Origin of the sequence: Pseudomonas sp. LLC-1 (assembly GCF_002992185.1) — a bacterium.
Lineage (GTDB): Bacteria > Pseudomonadota > Gammaproteobacteria > Pseudomonadales > Pseudomonadaceae > Aquipseudomonas > Aquipseudomonas monteilii.
The window spans coordinates 262531-281017 of sequence record NZ_LUVY01000012.1; the positions used below are offsets into that span (position 1 = coordinate 262531).

Here is an 18487-nt window from a genome sequence, read left to right on the forward strand (position 1 = left end):
CGGTTGCCCTTACAGGAAGTTGTACTGGATGCCCAGGCGCCAACGGGCCTGGCGATCGTCCGTGTAGCTGTTGACCTTGATGTCACCCACTTCCATGAACGGTGCCCACTGCTTGTTGAGCTTGTACTTGATGATCAGGTTCTGCTCGTAGTCGCGCTTCTTGTTGTCGTAGCGGATGTAGTCGGTGGTGAAGTGGATGTACTGGTACTCGAATGCCCACGGCCCGCTGGGGGTGTAGCCGAGCCAGCCTTCAAGGCGGGTGGTGTTCTGGTCGTCCTTGGCGCGGTCAGCCTTGCTGTGGTCGACCTGATCCCGGTCGAGGCTACGGGCGTCGTGGCGCACGCGGGTGGCGACATACCAGGTGTCGCTGAGCTTGTAGCTGTACTTCAAACCGAACTTGTAGGTGGTCGCATCCTTGGAACTGTCCATCTGGAAGGCGGGGGTCCAGGTCGACTTGGGGCTGGTCTTGTAGTTGTAGTCCACGGTGAACTCATGGCCGTTGTTGACCATGTTGTCGTAGGCGACGTCTTCGCGGTCGCCGGCAGTCTTGTATTTGATTTCTGCGGCAAACCCCAGGCCGCTGTCCTTGCGGTAACTCAGTTTTATCCGGTCGGAGTGAATGCTGTCGTCTTCGGTGAAGCCGTGCCGGTAGTTGATGCTGGCGGAGTCCGCGCAGGCGTAGAACGACAGGCCGAGCGTACTGGCGGCGATGAGGCGGCGAAGTGTGATGTTCATGCGATCTCTTTTTTTGTTTTTGTTGAGGACGTGATGAGGCGTGTGAGCAAGGTGGGGTGAGGTGGTGAGCGCTCCGTGATTTTTCAAATAAGTTATCGTACGACCGTGAGGCTGTCTACGAATTATTGAAATGTTGTCTGATCACCTGTTTGGATGGCTCTATTTCGGTATTTTCAGCTATTGCAATGCTTTGTGATGGGGTTCTCATGATTGCCGTAAGCATCATGAATCGGGGTTTTTCGCGACTTTAAAGTCATGCTTTTCAAATGTTGTATGATGACGTAGGATGGCCTCCAGAGCGTGACTCACCCGCCACAAATCCAATAAGAAGGCTCAGACGTCCATGATCATTACTGCTGTAAACGTCCAGGTGTATTCCTACCCCACGCGCCGCGCCGTAGACAGCGCCGGCCATGCCCACCCAGGTGATGTGACCCAGGCCAGAATGGCCCTGCTGCGCATCAGGACCGAGTGCGGCAGCGAAGGCTATGCGCTGGGTGCGCCCGAACTCATTCGCCCTTATGTGCTGGATAACTTCGTGCGCAAGGTGCTGGTTGGCGCCAATGCCTTCGACCGTGAAAAAATCTGGCACGACCTGGCCCACTGGCAGCGCGGCAGCGCCAGCCAGCTGACCGACCGTGCCCTGGCGCTGGTCGAACAGGCACTGTGGGACTGGGCCGGTCGCAAGCTGAACCTGCCGGTGCACAAGCTGATTGGTGGCTACCGCGACAAGGTGCCGGCCTATGGCTCGACCATGTGCGGTGATGAGTTGCCGGGCGGCCTGTCGACGCCGGAGGAGTACGGCCGCTTCGCCGAAACCCTGGTCAAGCGCGGCTACAAGGCCATCAAGCTGCACACCTGGATGCCACCAGTGTCGTTCGCGCCCAGCGTGAGCATGGACATCAAGGCATGCGCCGCCGTACGCGAGGCCGTGGGCCCGGACATCGCGCTGATGATCGATGGCTATCACTGGTACAGCCGTACCGAGGCCCTCACCATCGGCCGCGCCCTGGAAAAGCTCGACTTCGCCTGGTTCGAAGAGCCGATGATGGAAGACTCCGCCGAGTCCTACGCCTGGCTGGCCGGGCAGCTGGATATCCCGGTGCTTGGCCCGGAAAGCCTCGGCGGCAAGCACCTGAGCCGGGCCAGCTGGGTGAAGAACGATGTGTGCGACATCCTGCGAGCGGGGGTTGCTGGTGTGGGGGGTATTGCACCGTGCCTGAAGGTTGCGCACATGGCCGAATCGTTCGGCATGGATTGCGAGATCCATGGCAACGGTGCCGCCAACCTGGCGGTCGTGGGGGCGATCAAGAACTGCACCTGGTACGAGCGCGGCCTGCTGCACCCGTACCTTGACTATGACGAGGTGCCTGCCTACCTCAAACGCCTGGTCGACCCGATGGACGAAGACGGCTTCGTGCACCTGTCGAACTTGCCGGGCCTGGGTGAGGACATCGACTTCGACTACGTCGAAACCAATACGCTGCAGAGCTTCTGATTCGTCATGGCGGCACGCGTCGCTGCGTGCCGCCCGAGCGTCCAATAACTATAAGAAGGCGATCTCACATGAGCGTTATCCCCACACTCTGGGCGGGGGTCTTTGCTGCGTCTCTGGCGCTGACCTCGGTACCTGCTGCTTTTGCGAAAACCCCGGCCGATCAGTTGATCGTCGGCATGAGCATGATCAACCTGCTGTCCCTCGACCCGGCGGCAGCCACCGGGCTGGATGTGTCCGAGGTCAATGCCAACCTCTACGACATGCTGCTGGTGCAGGACGTGCGGCAGCCGGACCGGCTGCTGCCGGCCCTGGCTGAAAGCTGGCAGGTCAGCGATGACCGCAAGACCCTCACGTTCAACCTGCGCAAGGGCGTGACGTTCCAGTCCGGTAACCCGCTGAGTGCCGAGGATGTCGCCTGGTCGCTGCAGCGTGTACTCAAACTCAATCTGGCGTTGGCGTCGACCTGGAAGGCCTACGGGTTTTCGGCGGGCAATGTCGACCAGCACATGCGCGCTGTTGATGACGCTACTTTCGTCATCGAGCTGCCACGGCCGACTGACCCGTTGCTGGTGCTCAATACCCTGGCAACCTCGCCCAGCGCTTTCATCCTCGACCGCAAGGTGGTGCAGCAGCACCAGAAGGGCGATGACATGGGCAGTGCCTGGCTGACCACCCACGCGGCGGGCAGTGGGCCGTTCGTGCTCAAGGAGTGGCGCGCCAACGATGTCATCCTGATGAACCGTTTTGACGGGTACTGGGGCGGCCCGGCCAAGCTCAAGCGCATCGTCATGCGCAACATGACCGAGTCGCAGTCACTGCGCTTGATGGTGGAGCGGGGCGACCTGGACCTGGCCAAAGGCATGTCCGCGCCAGACATCGAGGCGCTGGAGAAGTCTGACAACGTTCGCACCCAAACCGTGCAGCGCGGAACCTTGTACTACGTGGCCCTCAGCGTGAAGAGCAAGCCCTACGACGATGTGCGCGTACGCCGGGCGGTGCGTTCGCTGATCGACTATCAAGGCATCAACCAGACGGTGATGCCGCACTATGGCCAGCTCAATCAGCGCCCGCTACCGCTTGGCCTGCCAGCACGGCTGGATGACCCGGGCTATGCCCTGAACGTGGCCGAAGCGAAAAAGCTGCTGGCCGAAGCCGGTTACCCCGAGGGTTTCAAGACCACCATCCGTGTGCTCACCGAGCCGCCCTTCATCAACATTGCGTCCAGCCTGCAGTCGACCCTGGCCCAGGCCGGTATCAAGGCCACCATCGTCACCGGTACCGGCAACCAGATCTACGGTGCCATGCGTGAGCGCAGCTTCGACATCCTGGTCGGGCGCGGTGGTGGTGGCGCTGAGCGGCACCCGCATTCAAGCCTGCGCACCCTGGTGTACAACCCGGACAACCGCGACGAAGCCAAGCTGAGCAACTTCCAGGGCTGGCGTACCTCGTTCTACAGCCCCGAGCTGAACCGCCTGATCGAGCAGGCGGAAGTCGAGCCCGACAAGGCGCAGCAGCTGGCTCAGTACCAGCAAATCCAGAAAACCCTGGACGAGCAGGTGGGGGCCATCCTGCCTGTGTCGCAGATGACCGACACCGTGGTGCTTTACCACGATGTGCAGGACTACCAGGGCCATACCGCGGCCACCACCCGTTACAAAGACGTCTACAAGTCGCGTTGAGGCAAAGCCTGCGTGATTGGTGAATGCTTTTTCAGGAGCCTGTTATGTTTGCTTCGACTGCCTCTGTAATGGGTGCCCGTGTCTCGGGCACCGCTCGCCGGGCCAGCACGGTGCTGGTGACCTTGCTTGGCCTGCTGGCGCTGACGTTCTTCATCGGACGGGTCATGCCGCTGGACCCGGTGCTGGCAGTGGTCGGCCCGGATGCCGACAGCTCCACCTACGACCAGGTGTACCGGGCGATGGGCCTGGACAAACCGATCTGGGTCCAGTTCGGGCTCTACCTGAACGACTTGCTGCATGGCGACTTCGGCAATGCGCTGCTCACCGGCCACCCGGTGCTCGAAGACATCAAGCGCGTGTTCCCGGCCACCATCGAACTGGCGACCCTGGCAATCCTGTTCGGCGTGCTGATCGGCCTGCCGTTGGGGGTGGTCGCGGCCAGCAACCAGGGCCGGGTCGGCGACCATGTGGCGCGGGTGATTACCCTGTTTGGCTACTCCACACCCATTTTCTGGGTCGGGATGATGGGCCTGCTGGTGTTCTATGCCTGGCTGGGTTGGGCAGGTGGGGCAGGGCGCATCGACCTGGCCTATGACGGCATGGTCGATGAGGTTACCGGCCTGCTGCTGATCGACACGGCACTGGCGCGTGACTGGGAGGCCTTCACCAGCGCGTTGCGCCATATCGTCCTGCCGGCGTTGATCCTGGGGCTGAACTCGGTGGCCTACATCAGCCGCATGACCCGTAGCTTCATGCTCGAGCAGCTGTCGCAGGAATACATCATCACCGCCAGGGTCAAGGGGCTGTCACGGCGCCAGGTGGTCTGGAACCACGCGTTCCGCAACATTCTCGTGCAGTTGCTCACGGTGGTCGCCCTAGCCTACGGCTCGTTGCTGGAGGGGGCGGTGCTGATCGAAACCGTGTTTGCCTGGCCCGGTTTCGGCCAGTACCTCACCAGCAGCCTGATGCTCGGTGACATGAACGCGGTGATGGGCTGCGTGTTGATCATCGGCCTGATCTTCGTCGCACTCAACCTGATCAGCGACGCCCTGTACAAGGTGTTCGACCCAAGGACCCGCTAGCCCCCAATCAGCGTGAACACATTGAATAACTATAAAAAGAAGGATGCCCCATGAAGACTGTATTCCCACCGCTGCGCATGGCTGTGCTGGGCGCGGCGCTGCTGCTCGGCCCGCTCGCGGCGGTGCAGGCGAAAACCCCTGCCGACCAGCTGATCGTCGGCATGAGCATGGTCAACCTGTTCTCCATCGACCCGGCCAACGCCCCCGGCCTGGATGCCTCTGGCATCAACGCCAATCTCTACGACACACTCATCAAGCGCGACCAGGGCAACCCGGACAAGCACCTGCCGCAACTGGCCGAACGCTGGGATATCAGCGAAGACGGCAAGCAGATCACCTTCCACCTGCGCACTGATGTCACGTTCCATTCCGGCAACCCGCTCACTGCCGAGGATGTGGCCTGGTCGCTGTACCGGGTGATGAAGCTCAACTATGGCCTGGCCACCACCTGGAAGGCGTACGGCTACAGTGTCGATAACATTCAAACGCTGATCCGCGCGACTGATAGCCATATCTTGGTGGTCGACCTGCCGCAGCCGGTAGACCCTTTGCTGGTGATCGACTCGCTGGCCGTATCGCCCAGCGCTGTGGTGGTCGACCGCCAGCAAGTGCTCAAGCATGAGAAGAACGGCGACCTGGGCGCGGCCTGGCTGGTCACCAACGAAGCCGGCAGCGGGCCATTCACCCTGACCAAATGGAGTACCAACGATGCGCTGGTGATGACCCGCTTCGACGGTTACTGGGCAGGCCCGGCCAAGATGAAACGGGTGCTGGTTCGCCACATGACCGAGTCGCAGTCGCTGCGCCTGATGCTCGAACGCGGCGACCTGGACCTGGCCTATGGCATGGCGGCGCCGGATATCAAGGCCATTGAAAGCTCGGACAAACTCCAGGTGCAGGCTCTGCAGCGCGGCACTATGTACTACGTCGCGATGAGCATGAAGCAGCCGGAGTTCGCCAACCGCAAAGTCCGCGAAGCGGTGCGCAACCTGATCGACTACCAAGGCCTGGACCAGCAGGTGATGCCGCATTACGGCAAGCTCAACCAGCAACCGATGCAGCTTGGGCTCGAGGCCCGGTTGCCCGACCCTGGCTACAAGCTGGATGTTGCCAAAGCCAAGGCACTGCTGGCCGAGGCGGGCTACCCACAAGGTTTCAGCACAACCATCCGCACGCTGTCCGAACCGCCCTTCATCGATATCGCCGCACGCATGCAGTCGACCCTGGCCGAAGGTGGCATCAAGGCCAGTATCGTCACCGGTACCGGCAACCAGGTGTATGGCGCCATGCGCGCGCGCAACTTTGAAATGATCGTGGCGCGGGGCGCCGAGCGTTACCCGCACCCGTATTTCAGCCTGCGCACCTTCGTCTACAACCCCGATAACAGTGACAGCGCTGGCCTGCCCAACTTCCAGGGCTGGCGAGCGTCGTTCTTCAGCCCCCCGCTGAATGACCTGATCGACCGGGTAGGTGTCGAGCGCGATGCGGCCAAACGCCTGGGCATGTACCAGCAGGCGCAGAAGCTTTACGACGACGAGGTGGGGCCGATCATGATGATTTCCCAGATGACCGACACCGCAGTGAGCGCAGCCGACGTCAAGGGCTTCAGCGGCGATGACGCCGAGGCCACCCGCTACCTGGGCGTCTACAAGCAACGTTGAGAACCACCCGGGGCACCTGCGGGTACCCCGAGTGGCCATGACTCCACATCGAGAACATGCCGATGATTGCCAACATCTCTTCCACCGAAACCACCGCCAAGCGGCAGGCCGACGCCCCCGCGTCCAGCCTTGAGGCCCTTGGCAAAAGCAGCCTTCGGGTGCTGCGCCTGCTGGTGCGCAACCCGATGACCCTGGCAGGCCTGCTGGTGGCCTTGCTGCTGGTCGTGGTGGCGGCGTTCGCGCCGTGGATTGCCACCCACGACCCGGTCATCCAGAACCTGGCCAACGCCTTGCAGGCACCCAGTGCCGCGCACTGGTTCGGCACCGACGAATACGGCCGGGACATCTTCAGCCGGTTGGTCTACGGTGCCCGCATCACCCTCTACATCATCGCCCTGGTGACGGTCATCGTCGGCCCCATCGGGCTGTTCATCGGCACGGTGTCGGGCTATTTCGGCGGCATTGTCGATACCGTGTTCATGCGCGTCACCGACATTTTCATTTCGTTCCCCAGCCTGGTGCTGGCGCTGGCCTTCATCGCTGCACTGGGCCCTGGCCTTGAGCATGCGGTGGTGGCTATCGCGTTAACCTCCTGGCCACCGATCGCACGGCTGGCCCGCGCCGAAACCCTGTCGCTGCGCAAGGCCGACTTCGTGGTGGCTGTCGAGCTGCAGGGCGCGTCGTCGACCCGCATCATCCTGCGCCACATCGTGCCTATGTGCCTGTCGTCGGTGATCATCCGCCTGACCATGAACATGGCCGGCATCATCCTCACGGCGGCGGCGCTGGGCTTCCTCGGCCTGGGGGCGCAGGCGCCCTTGCCGGAGTGGGGGGCGATGATCTCCACGGGGCGGCGCTACATGCTTGAGTGCTGGTGGCTGGTAGCGGTGCCCGGTGCGGCAATCATGCTGGTGAGCCTGGCGTTCAACCTGCTGGGCGATGGCCTGCGGGACATTCTCGACCCGCGTAGCGAGTAACCGGAGGCTTTATGTCAGCAGTCAAACTCAATGTCGAATCGCTCAATGTGCGCTTCGTCAATGGCAAGAAAGTGATGCACGCAGTGCGTGATGTGTCGTTCACCCTGGGCCGGGAAAAGCTCGCCATCGTCGGTGAGTCCGGCTCGGGCAAGTCCACGGTTGGCCGCAGCTTGCTCAAGCTGCACCCTGGCAGCGCGCAGATCACCGCAAAGGCCCTGCAGTTCGGCGATGTCGACCTGCTCAGTGCCAGCGAAAAGGCCATGCAGAAAATTCGCGGCCAGCGTATTTCGATGATCATGCAAGACCCCAAGTATTCGCTCAACCCGGTGGTGCGTGTGGGGGACCAGATTGCCGAGGCCTACCTGGCACACCACAAGGCCAGCCGCAGCGAGGCCCGTGAACGGGTGCTGCAGATGCTCGACAAGGTGCATATCCGCGACCCGAAGCGCGTCTACGACCTTTATCCGCATGAGGTGAGCGGCGGCATGGGCCAGCGCATCATGATTGCGATGATGGTCATCACCAACCCGGAAGTGATCATTGCCGACGAACCGACCTCGGCGCTGGATGTGTCGGTGCGCCAGCAGGTGCTCAACGTGCTCGAAGAGCTGGTGGTAGAGCAGCAGATGGGGCTGATCTTCGTCAGCCACGACCTGAACCTGGTGCGCAATTACTGTGACCGGGTGCTGGTGATGTATGCCGGGCGCGTGGTGGAGTCGCTGGCTGCCAGCGACCTGCACCGTGCCGAACACCCCTACACCCGAGGCCTGCTGGCCGCCTTGCCAAGCATGGACAACCGCCGCCCGCGTTTGCCTGTGTTGCAACGCGACCCGCTGTGGCTCTCCTGCTGAGGTAACTGACCATGTCCATGATCCAAGCACACGCGTTGAACCTGAGCTTTGGCGTTGGCGCCGCGCTCAACCAGGTGCTGCACAATGTCGACCTGAGTGTCGAAGATGGCGAGTCCTTTGGCTTGGTAGGGGAGTCCGGCTCTGGCAAGACCACGGTGTTGCGCTGCCTGGCCGGCCAGTACCGGCACTGGAGCGGGGCGCTGAGCATCGACGGTGTACCGTTGCAGCACAAGCTTCCCAAGGAGCACTTTCGCAAGGTGCAGATGGTGTTCCAGGATCCCTATGGTTCGCTGCACCCGCGCCATACCATCGACACTGCACTGCGCGAGCCGTTGGTGATCCACGGTATGGATGAGCGCAACGATCGCATCAACGACATTCTCATCAAGGTAGGCCTCAACGACAGTTACCGTTACCGCTACCCGCACCAGTTGTCTGGTGGGCAACGCCAGCGGGTGGCCATTGCCCGAGCGTTGATTCTGGAGCCGCGGGTGCTGTTGCTCGATGAGCCCACGTCGGCCCTCGATGTGTCGGTGCAGGCCGAGATTCTCAACCTGCTGTCGGACCTGCGTCAGCGCGAGAAGCTCACCTACCTGATGGTGACGCACGACCTGGGTGTGGTCAGCCACCTGTGCGACAAGGTCGCGGTGATGCAGCAGGGGCGTATCGTCGAGCAACTGGACTGCCGGGCGCTGAGCCAGGACCAGGCCACCCACGATTACACCCGAATGCTGGTGCAAGCCAGCCGCGACTTCAGCGCCGACGCCGCCCCGGCTCTGTCGGCCTGAACCCGGCAATTACAAGGAAGACAAGAACATGCCGAATGCCAACCCTGCGCCCGCTTCGCGGGTGCGTGCTGCCGTGGCTGCCCTGGCCATGGGCAGCAGCTTGCCACTGTGGGCCGTAGAGGCCCCTGCAAAGGTCCAGGTGCCGACGCTGGCCTACGACGACCGGCAGATCATCCTGGTGTGGGAAAAGCCCGCCAGCCATGCCGAAATCGTCGACTATCACGTGTATGCCAATGGCAGATTGCTGGGTGCCAGCAACGCCAACAACGATCAGGTGTCACCGGCCAAACCCTACATCGACCGGTTCTACGAGCAGGACCTGCACAACTTCCACCACCGCATCGCCATTCACAGCTTCACCGCCCAAGGGCTTGCACCTGATACCGAGTACCGCTTCACCGTGCGCTCGGTCGATCGCCATGGCAAAGAGTCTGCTGACAGCCCCGTGGTGGTGCAGCGAACCACCGCCGTACCGGCACTGTTCAACGTGCAGCGCTACGGCGCCAAGGGCGATGGCAAGGCGCTCGACACGGCTGCCATTCAGCGCGCCATCGATGCTTGCAGCAAGGGCTGCAAGGTGTTGCTGCCGGCCGGTACGTACAAAAGCGGCGCACTCTACCTCAAGAGCAACATGACCCTGGAAATCGCCGAGGGCGCTACCCTGTTGGGTTCCGAACGTGCCGAGGACTACCCGCGCCAGGGCTATATCCAGTACCCGTATTCCACCACCGTGCGCCCGGCTTCGCTGATCAATGTCTTGCCGCGCGACCCGCATGCGCACCAGGCCTTCGAGAACATCCGCATCGTCGGCAAGGGCACCATCGACGGCAATGGCTGGAAGCGTAACCCGGACGTGGTCGACGAGCGCGGGCAAGCCTTGCCCTTCTACCTGCCCAGCGACAACACCCGCTACATGCACGATGGCGTGCTGGCCAAGGCGCAAGTAGAGCGGGCGGTGGCCGAGGGCATGAACGTCAAGGACGCCTACGGCCAGATGCGCTCGTCGCTGATCACCCTGCGCAATGTGACGAACGTGTTCTATGGCGGCTTCACGGTGGTGAACCCGGCCTACCACGGCATCATGAACCTGGAAACGCAGAATGTGGTGCTGGCCAACACCACGCACCGTACCTACGACGCCAACAACGGCGACGGTATCGAGTTTGCCAACAGCCGCGGCGCCCTGGTGTTCAACAACTTCTTCGACACCGGTGACGACTGCGTCAACTTCGCCGCCGGTACCGGGGCGGATGCGGTCCACCAGAAGGCGCAGGAGGATGCCTGGATCTTCAACAACTATTTCCGCAAAGGCCATGGCATGGTCGTGGCGGGCAGCCATACCGGCGCGTGGATTCAGAACATCCTGGCCGAGGACAACGTCTCGGATGGCACCGATGCCGGGCTGCGCATGAAAAGCACCAACTTCATGGGCGGTGGTGCGCGCCACGTCACCTTCCGGGATTCGGCCATCCGCAACACGGCGAAACAGGCCTTCATCTTCACCCTGGATTACAACGACCCGAATGCCAAACTCGATTACAAACGCTCGACGGTGGCGGGGCAGTTCCGGGATATCACGGTCAGCGACGTGAGCGTGGAAAACGCCCGCACAGCCGCCATCGAGGTGAAAGGCGATAGCAGCCATGGCGCCTGGCACCAGGGCTTGGTGTTCGAGCGGGTGCGCTTCAGTGGGCCGGCCCCGGTGAAGATCGATGGCCTGAAGGATTCGCGCTTCGACGGGCTTCGCTTTACCGATACCGGGGGCGCCAACCCTTGGCAGGTACAGGGCAGCCAAGGGCTTGCCTACACGGACGTGGAGCCCGCACCGTAGCCTCAGTCAGGCCTCGCTGTAGAATGCCTGTAGCCGTTGCGCCTCCCGCAGGCGCATACGGCTGTTGCTCAGGTGCAGGTACATGGCGGCGCGTGCCGCGTCGACCTGGCGGCTGGCGATGGCGTCGTAGATCTGCTGATGTTCGGCGTTGATGCCGGCCAGGTAGGTGCTGCGGTTGCTCTGCCCGGTGTAGGCAGAGTTCATGCGCGTGCGGGGGATCATCTTGGTGCCTAGGTGCTTCATGATGTCGATCAGGTACTGGTTGCCTGCGGCCTTGGCGATTTTCAGGTGAAACTGGAAATCGGCGTTGGTCGTGCTGCCGGATTTTTCCGGGCCCTGCATCAGCGCCTCCAATGCTTGCTGCAATTCTTCGAGCGCTTGCGGCGTGGCCCGTTCGGCGGCCATGCCGGCGGCTTGCACTTCAAGGCTGAGGCGGTATTCCAGCAGGTCGAGCACATCGGACAGCAGGCTGATGGTTGCCGGCCCCACGTTGAAGCTCTCCGGTGCAGGCATGTCCAGCACGAAGGTGCCCACACCGTGGCGGGTTTCGACCAGGCCCGCTGCCTGCATGCGCGATAGCGCTTCGCGTACCACAGAGCGGCTGACACCTTCGGTTTCGATCAGCGTCGCTTCGGTCGGCAGCTTGTCACCACGCTTGAGTGTGCCCTCGCGCATGCGTTGGGCAAAGCGTTCGACCAGCGCTTCGGCCAGGCGGCGGGGCGGTTGGGTGGGGCTGGTGGTAGGGTCCGGCATTGCTGTGCTCTTGTGTGGGCAGCGGCCAGTATAGTGCGTTTTGGCCCCGGGCAGCGGGTATACTCCGGGCTCTTCCGTATTGCAAAGGTTCGCCCAATGGCTTCTGCCACCCCGGAAAAACGCCTGAATCTCGCCCAGCAACTGGTACAAGACCTGTCGCAGCAGATTCTCTCGGGTGAATTGCCGGCGGGTAGCAAATTGCCCACCGAAGAAGCCGTGACCAAAGCGCGTGGCGTAAGCCGTACCGTGGTGCGTGAAGCCATGTCACGGTTGCAGGCCGAAGGCCTGGTAGAAACCCGCCGTGGTATCGGCACCTTCGTGGTAGATGCCATCCCGGCAGGTGACTTCCAGAGTGCCAGCCCCGGAATGGGCGGCGCATACAACGCGGTGGCGATCATCGAGTTGCGGCTGTGCCTTGAGGTCGAGGCGGCTGCCATTGCTGCCCAGCGTGCCACCCCGGAGCAACTGGCTGCGATGCGGGCGGCGCTCGATGGGGCCGTCGATACGCAGTCTGCGCCCTGCATGCGCACCGACTTCGAGTTTCACTTGCAGATAGCCCAATGCACGGGCAACAGCTTTTTCATCGACACCATGACCCACCTTGGGCATACCTTGCTGGCGGCGGCCCAGCCAGCAGTGTCAGGGGGCGATGCCGAGCAGCGGGCACTGGAAGCGCGGGAGCGCGAGCAAGTGCATGCCGCGATCACCCGCAAGGATGCCGGCGCTGCCCGTGCTGCCATGCGGTTGCACCTGGTCAACTGCCTGACACGCGCCCGGCGAGCGGTCAGTGAGTGTCCGAAAACAGATCGAACATCAGTTGCCTGAGCCATCGGTTGGCCGGGTCCTTGTTGTACCGCCCGTGCCAGAACAGGTTGATCTCGATGTTCGGCAACGCCACCGGTGGCGGCAGGACGCTCAGCCCGAACGGCACCTCGCAACTGGCGGCAAACCGCTCGGGCACCGTCGCCAGCAAATCAGTGCGCTGCAAGATATGCCCCACGGCCACAAAGTGCGGCACTTCCAGGCGAATGTTGCGCACCACCCCCGCCCGTGCATAAAACGTGTCCACCTCGCCATGCCCGGTATTGGCTGCCACCACGTTCACATGATCGAAGCCTGCGAACCGCTCCACGGTCAGTGGCTGCCGCGTAGCGGGGTGCCCTTTGCGGCACAGGCACACATAACGATGGTGGAACAGTCGCCGCTGGAAGAACCCCGCCTGCAAATGCGGCAACAGGCCAACCGCCAGGTCAATGGCGCCGTTTTGTAGCCCTTCGGCGAGGGTGTCGGTGGAGTTGCGCAGTGTGCTGATGGTGCACCCGGGCGCCAGGCTGGCAAAGGCGTCCATCAGCTTTGGCATGAAGTAGATTTCGCCAATGTCGGTCATGGCCATGGTGAAGCGGCGGTTGCTGGTGCGCGGGTCGAAGGTGTCTTGCCTGGCAAATGCATCGCGCAGTGTGTGAATGGCAGTGGTCACCGGCTCTGCCAATTGCAGGGCGTAGGGGGTGGGTTCCATGCCTTGGTAGGTGCGCACGAACAATTCGTCTTGCAGCACCGTGCGCAAGCGCTTCAGTGCGTTGCTCATCGCCGGCTGGGTCAGGTTCAGGTTTTCGGCAGCGGTCGAAACTTTGCGGTCGATCAGCAACTGGTTGAAAACCAGAAGCAGGTTAAGGTCCAGATCGCGTAATTCCATGATACCTCTCAGGTATTGATCGAGACGCGATGGGTATTGTTTTCTTGTTGAATCAGCGTCCCGATACAACGCTACCCGAAACCAGACTTGCTGGGTATGCATAAGCAGTATTCACACCCGAAATAGCCACTATTCGGGTGGCTGCATAGGAGCGGTGTTGCGCCTTGTTCATGATGGTGCTCGCTAGTCAATCAGGGGCTTGCCCCACCCATAACAATTACAAGAACGAGCGATGCCATGCGAAACATCAATGCAGCGGCCCTGTTGGACGGGGCCCGGTTCAATGCCTTTCACGCGCGGTTACTGTTCTGGTGCGCGCTTATCATCATCTTCGATGGCTACGACCTGGTGATCTATGGCGTGGTGTTGCCCTCGCTGATGAGCGAATGGAACCTGAGCGCCGTGCAAGCGGGGGCCTTGGGCAGTTGTGCGCTGGTCGGGATGATGGTGGGGGCGCTGTTCTTCGGTTCGCTCTCGGACCGCATCGGGCGGCGCAAGACCATCATGGCCTGCGTGTTGCTGTTCAGCGGCATCACCGCGCTGAATGGGCTGGCCACGTCCCCCGAAACCTTTGCCCTGTGCCGTTTCGTTGCCGGGCTTGGCATCGGTGGCGTCATGCCCAATGTGGTCGCGTTGATGAACGAATACGCCCCCGGCAAGTTGCGCAGCACCTTGGTGGCAATCATGTTCAGCGGCTATTCGCTGGGCGGCATGTTGTCGGCCGGGCTGGGCATGCTGTTCATTCCACAATGGGGGTGGCAGGCCGTGTTCTATGTGGCAGTGATCCCGTTGTTGTTGCTGCCATTGCTGATCAGCCAGTTGCCAGAGTCCATGAACTTTTTATTGCGCAGCGGGCAGACCGAACGGGCCAGGGCTTTGCTGGCGCAAGCGACGCCGACTTATCTGCCAGATTGCAATGATCAACTCGCCCAGGCCTCTGCGCGTGGGGCAAACGTATCAATTCGCGAAATATTCAAAGAAGGCCGTGCGTTCAACACGCTTGCGTTGTGGGTCGCATTTTTCTGCTGCCTGCTGATGGTTTATGCCCTGAGTTCATGGCTGCCCAAATTGATGAGCAGTGCCGGCTACGGGCTCAATTCAAGCCTGGCGTTTTTGTTGGTGCTCAACTCGGGCGCCATCATTGGTGCGATAGCAGGTGGCTGGTTGGGCGACCGTATCGGAATCGCCAACGTGTTGTTGTGTTTCTTCGCCTGCGGGGCGTTATCCCTCAGCCTGCTTGCGCTCAAGGCTCCGGCGGCAGTGCTTTACCTGCTTATTGCGGTGGCGGGTGCTTCTACCATCGGCACGCAGATTCTGGCCAATGCCTGTGCGGTGCAGTACTACCCGTCGCACATACGTTCCACCGGCCTTGGCTGGGCGATGGGGATAGGGCGGCTTGGCGCGATTGTCGGGCCGCTGTTGGGCGGAGTGCTGCATGGCGCCAACTTGCCTTATCAAAGCAGCTTCCTGGCGTTTGCCCTACCCGGTGCCATCGGCGCAGTGGCTGTTCTGCTGTTCATCCGGCGTCAGGCTGGCACACCCGGTATTCGCAGCGCTCGGCAACTACCCGGCTGAGGGATATTCAGGCGGGTGATGCCAGTTATGGGTTTCGCAGTATTTATCAAGGGTGGGCCAGCCGTAATGATTGGCGTATTCCAATAACAATCAGCCCCGAGGTACCTTGCAATGCACAACGCTACTGCGCTTGAAGTTTCCATTATTGGTGGGGGTATCGCAGGTGTTGCACTTGCGCTCGACCTTTGCCGCCATGCACACCTGAACGTTCAATTGTTCGAATCGGCCGCTGCCTTTGGTGAAGTGGGCGCGGGCGTGTCGTTTGGTGCCAATGCCGTGCGTGCCATCGCCGGTTTGGGCATTGCCGAGCCCTACGCCAAAATTGCCGACAGCACGCCGGCGCCGTGGCAGGACGTGTGGTTCGAGTGGCGGGACGGGCGCGATGCGCAGTACCTGGGCAGCAGCGTGGCGCAGGGCGTCGGTCAGTCGTCGGTGCACCGGGCCGACTTTCTCGATGCGTTGGCCAGCCAGTTGCCGGCAGGCATCGCCCAGTTCGGCAAGCGTGCTCAGCGGGTCGAGCAAGTGGGGGAGCGGGTGCGTGTGTGCTTTACCGATGGCACGGAACACCACTGCGATTTGCTGATCGGTGCCGATGGTATCAAGTCGTCGATCCGTGACCATGTGCTTGATGGACTGGGCGTGTCGCGAGTTTCGCCTCGGTTCAGTGGCACGTGCGCCTACCGCGGGCTGATCGACAGCGAGCAGTTGCGCGAGGCCTATTGGGCGCGTGGCATTGGTGAGCATCTGATCGATGTGCCGCAGATGTACCTGGGGCTCGACCGCCATATCCTGACCTTCCCGGTCAAACAGGGACGGTTGATCAACGTGGTGGCGTTTGTGTCGGACCGCAGCCAGCCGAACCCGGCATGGCCGAGCGATGCGCCTTGGGTGCGCCAGGCAACGCAGGCAGAAATGCTGAAGGCGTTCGAAGGCTGGGGCGATGCGGCGCAGGTGCTGTTGGAGAGCATCAAGACGCCGTCGTTGTGGGCGCTGCACGACCTTGCCGAATTGCCGGGGTACAGCCATGGCCGGGTTGGGCTGATTGGCGATGCAGCTCACGCCATGCTGCCGCACCAGGGGGCAGGGGCAGGGCAGGGGCTGGAGGATGCATGGTTGCTGGCGCGGCTGTTGGCTGACCCGGCTGTTTTACAAGGTAGCCCGCAAGCGGTGCTGCAGGCATATGACGCGGTGCGGCGCCCGCGCGCATGCCGGGTGCAACGCACCTCGTGGGAGGCGGGTGAGCTATATGAGTTTCGTGACCCTGCCGTGCTGGACGATCCGCAGGTGCTGGGCAAGGTGCTGGGTGAGCGGTTCGATTGGTTGTGGAACCATGATTTGCAGGATGACCTGAAGCAGGCAAGGCAGTTGTTGGGGATGCAGGTGCAGGCTGCCTGATGGGTTGAGAGGGCGGTGGCGCCTGGCACCGGCTTTGCCGGTGTTCGCGGCTAAAGCCTAATGCCAGTCAGTTAAGCGAATCGGGGCTGCTGCGCAGCCCATCGCCGGCAAGCCAGCTCCCACACCGACCGCATCGCACTCAAACCATGCGCTGTACCTGTGGGAGCCTGGCTTGCCGGCGATGGGCCGCAAAGCGGCCCCAATAACCTTAACTGACTGGCATTAGGCTAAAGCCGCTCCTACAAATGGCTGGAATTCAACATTACAACGCATCCCGCGCCTTGCCCCGGTACACCCGCAGTACATCTGCCATCACCGCCAGCGCGATCTCCGCTGGCGACTTGCTGCCCAGGTCCAGCCCGATGGGCATGTGCAGCCGTTCAATCTGCTTGTCGGTCAGTCCGCCAATCCGCTGTAATCGCTCGGCGCGCTTGGCCGAAGTGGCCGACGAGCCCATTGCGCCGATGTAGAACGCCGGGGTATGCACCGCTTCCATCAACGCCAGATCATCGATTTTCGGATCATGGGTCAATGCGACCACTGCTGTAGCCGCATGGCAACCACCCGCCGCGATAAACAGCGAGGGCAGCACCCGGTGCATCTGTGCGCCCTCGATTTCGACATGCGCCATCTCTTCACGTGGGTCGCAGGCGATGACTTCGCAGCCCAGCGTGCGGGCAATGTCGGCGCAGGCTTCGGCGACGGGCGACAGCCCTGCCAGCACCAGCCGCAGCGCGGGGCCGATGCCGATATGCACGGCGCTTTCGTCCATGCGCACGGCCACGCTGTTGTCGCCATGCAAGCTGAAATCACCTGCCGGCAAACTGACCTTGCGCGTTACCCGCTGCTGGCCCAACAGCGCCCCGCGCAGCGATTGCAGGTGTTCCAGCCATGCGCCGTCCGCCTGTCGCCGCTCCACCAGCACCACCAGTACGCCACCGCAAGGCAGGCGCAAGCGCCGGCTCTGTTCCTGGCCATCGCCATAGCGCACCACCTGTGCCTGCCGGGTAAATGCACCTTGCGCCAGGTTGCCGAGAAATTCCTCTTCGACACAGCCGCCAGACAATGAACCGACCCAATCCTGTGCGCTGCGGCAAGCCAGCATCGCCCCGGGCGAGCGAGGGGCTGAGCCATAAGTGGACAACACCGTGCACAGCCACACCGTGTCCCCGGCCCTGGCCCATTGCAGGGCCTTGTCGATCACCTGCAGGTCGAGATGCTGCATGCTCCGCTACCTCGCTCATATCGTCTCAGCCCAGCCGAAAAAGCCGCGCAATGGCCCAACGTCTGTGGCAGTGTTGGGTATCTGGCCAGCCCCACAGGGACCGACATGCAAACTCGCAAAACCGGTGTACGCGCCCAACAGGCCGACCGCACCCGGGACAACATCCTCAAGGCCGCGGTGAAGGTCTTCAGCAAGGAAGGCTTCACCGGTGGGCGTATCGAGCAGATCTCCACGCTGGCCAAGTCCAACGACCGGATGATCTATTACTACTTCGGCAACAAGGAAAAGCTGTTCATCAGTGTGCTGGAGCACATCTACGCCAGCTTCAACCAGGCCGAAGCCAAGCTGCGCATCGACCTGGCCGACCCGGAAAAAGCCCTGCGTGAGCTGGTGGCGTTCATCTGGGACTACTACGTGCGTCACCCCGAATTTGTCACCATCCTGGCCACCGAAAACCTTCACCAGGGCCAGCACGCGCGCAAGTCGCAAAACCTCAAGGCATTGTCCGGCGAGGCGGTCGGCGTGCTGCGGCCGATCATCGAGGCGGGCCAGGCCAAGGGCCTGTTCCGCGACGACATCGACATCACCCACGCCTACCTGATGATTGCCTCGCTCTGCTATTTCTATAATTCCAACCGCCATACCCTCAGCTCGTTCCTGGCCGTGGACCTGGCCGACCCGCAGGCCAAGGCCGATTGGCTGGCCTTCATCAGCGACCTGGCCCTGCGCGGGTTGCGCCGCTGA

At 62.1% G+C, this 18487-nt stretch carries 16 protein-coding genes; 12 read left to right on the forward strand and 4 right to left on the reverse strand.

Translation table 11 applies throughout. The features are described from left to right. Positions 1-9 precede the first annotated feature (9 nt). On the reverse strand, positions 10-735 hold the full coding sequence (locus A0O30_RS12055; protein WP_016711473.1) for an oligogalacturonate-specific porin KdgM family protein: 726 nt from the start codon (positions 733-735) through the stop codon (positions 10-12). Between the two features lie 343 nt (positions 736-1078). On the opposite strand from A0O30_RS12055, the gene A0O30_RS12060 reads away from it, so the two are divergent. The 8 genes from A0O30_RS12060 (at position 1079) to A0O30_RS12095 (ending at position 11102) form a co-directional block, all read left to right on the forward strand. Next, positions 1079-2233 carry a mandelate racemase family protein gene (locus A0O30_RS12060; protein WP_105946639.1) on the forward strand — a complete coding sequence of 385 codons (1155 nt, stop codon included), beginning with the start codon at positions 1079-1081 and terminating at the stop codon, positions 2231-2233. Between the two features lie 68 nt (positions 2234-2301). Next, positions 2302-3912, forward strand: a complete 1611-nt coding sequence (locus A0O30_RS12065) for an ABC transporter substrate-binding protein (RefSeq protein WP_105946640.1) — start codon at positions 2302-2304, stop codon at positions 3910-3912. A 68-nt stretch (positions 3913-3980) separates the two neighbouring features. Continuing rightward, positions 3981-4994, forward strand: a complete 1014-nt coding sequence (locus tag A0O30_RS12070) for an ABC transporter permease subunit (protein WP_016711470.1) — start codon at positions 3981-3983, stop codon at positions 4992-4994. 50 nt (positions 4995-5044) lie between these two features. Next, a complete protein-coding gene (locus A0O30_RS12075) occupies positions 5045-6655 on the forward strand; it encodes an ABC transporter substrate-binding protein (RefSeq protein ID WP_105946641.1) in 1611 nt (536 codons plus the stop codon). A 62-nt stretch (positions 6656-6717) separates the two neighbouring features. After that, positions 6718-7632: an ABC transporter permease gene (locus A0O30_RS12080; RefSeq protein WP_105946642.1), complete on the forward strand. Its 915-nt coding sequence runs from the start codon at positions 6718-6720 to the stop codon at positions 7630-7632. A gap of 11 nt (positions 7633-7643) precedes the next feature. Next, entirely contained in the window at positions 7644-8483 is an 840-nt protein-coding gene (locus tag A0O30_RS12085) for an ABC transporter ATP-binding protein (RefSeq protein WP_105946643.1), read from the forward strand. Between the two features lie 11 nt (positions 8484-8494). Beyond that, a complete protein-coding gene (locus tag A0O30_RS12090) occupies positions 8495-9271 on the forward strand; it encodes an ABC transporter ATP-binding protein (protein ID WP_025753685.1) in 777 nt (258 codons plus the stop codon). 28 nt (positions 9272-9299) lie between these two features. Then, positions 9300-11102: a glycosyl hydrolase family 28 protein gene (locus A0O30_RS12095; protein ID WP_105946644.1), complete on the forward strand. Its 1803-nt coding sequence runs from the start codon at positions 9300-9302 to the stop codon at positions 11100-11102. 6 nt (positions 11103-11108) lie between these two features. Here the strand turns inward: A0O30_RS12095 and A0O30_RS12100 are convergent, their stop codons facing one another. After that, positions 11109-11855 carry a FadR/GntR family transcriptional regulator gene (locus tag A0O30_RS12100; protein WP_016711466.1) on the reverse strand — a complete coding sequence of 249 codons (747 nt, stop codon included), beginning with the start codon at positions 11853-11855 and terminating at the stop codon, positions 11109-11111. A gap of 96 nt (positions 11856-11951) precedes the next feature. Between A0O30_RS12100 and A0O30_RS12105 the strand changes: the two genes are divergently transcribed. Continuing rightward, a complete protein-coding gene (locus tag A0O30_RS12105; protein WP_105946645.1) occupies positions 11952-12680 on the forward strand; it encodes a FadR/GntR family transcriptional regulator in 729 nt (242 codons plus the stop codon). On the opposite strand, the gene A0O30_RS12110 is transcribed toward A0O30_RS12105, so the two are convergent. After that, positions 12640-13548 carry a LysR family transcriptional regulator gene (locus tag A0O30_RS12110; protein ID WP_105946646.1) on the reverse strand — a complete coding sequence of 303 codons (909 nt, stop codon included), beginning with the start codon at positions 13546-13548 and terminating at the stop codon, positions 12640-12642. The two genes, A0O30_RS12105 and A0O30_RS12110, sit on opposite strands and share 41 nt — an antisense overlap. Positions 13549-13785: 237 nt before the next feature. On the opposite strand from A0O30_RS12110, the gene A0O30_RS12115 reads away from it, so the two are divergent. Beyond that, positions 13786-15123 carry an aromatic acid/H+ symport family MFS transporter gene (locus A0O30_RS12115; RefSeq protein WP_105946647.1) on the forward strand — a complete coding sequence of 446 codons (1338 nt, stop codon included), beginning with the start codon at positions 13786-13788 and terminating at the stop codon, positions 15121-15123. A 111-nt stretch (positions 15124-15234) separates the two neighbouring features. Further along, positions 15235-16518 carry a salicylate 1-monooxygenase gene (gene salA, locus A0O30_RS12120; protein ID WP_105946648.1) on the forward strand — a complete coding sequence of 428 codons (1284 nt, stop codon included), beginning with the start codon at positions 15235-15237 and terminating at the stop codon, positions 16516-16518. A 262-nt stretch (positions 16519-16780) separates the two neighbouring features. Here the strand turns inward: salA and A0O30_RS12125 are convergent, their stop codons facing one another. Continuing rightward, the gene (locus A0O30_RS12125; protein ID WP_105946649.1) at positions 16781-17743 is read right to left on the reverse strand and encodes an XdhC family protein; all 963 of its coding nucleotides are present in this window, start codon (positions 17741-17743) and stop codon (positions 16781-16783) included. A 105-nt stretch (positions 17744-17848) separates the two neighbouring features. Here A0O30_RS12125 and A0O30_RS12130 point away from each other — a divergent pair, with 105 nt between their 5' ends. Continuing rightward, the gene (locus A0O30_RS12130; RefSeq protein ID WP_105946650.1) at positions 17849-18487 is read left to right on the forward strand and encodes a TetR family transcriptional regulator; all 639 of its coding nucleotides are present in this window, start codon (positions 17849-17851) and stop codon (positions 18485-18487) included.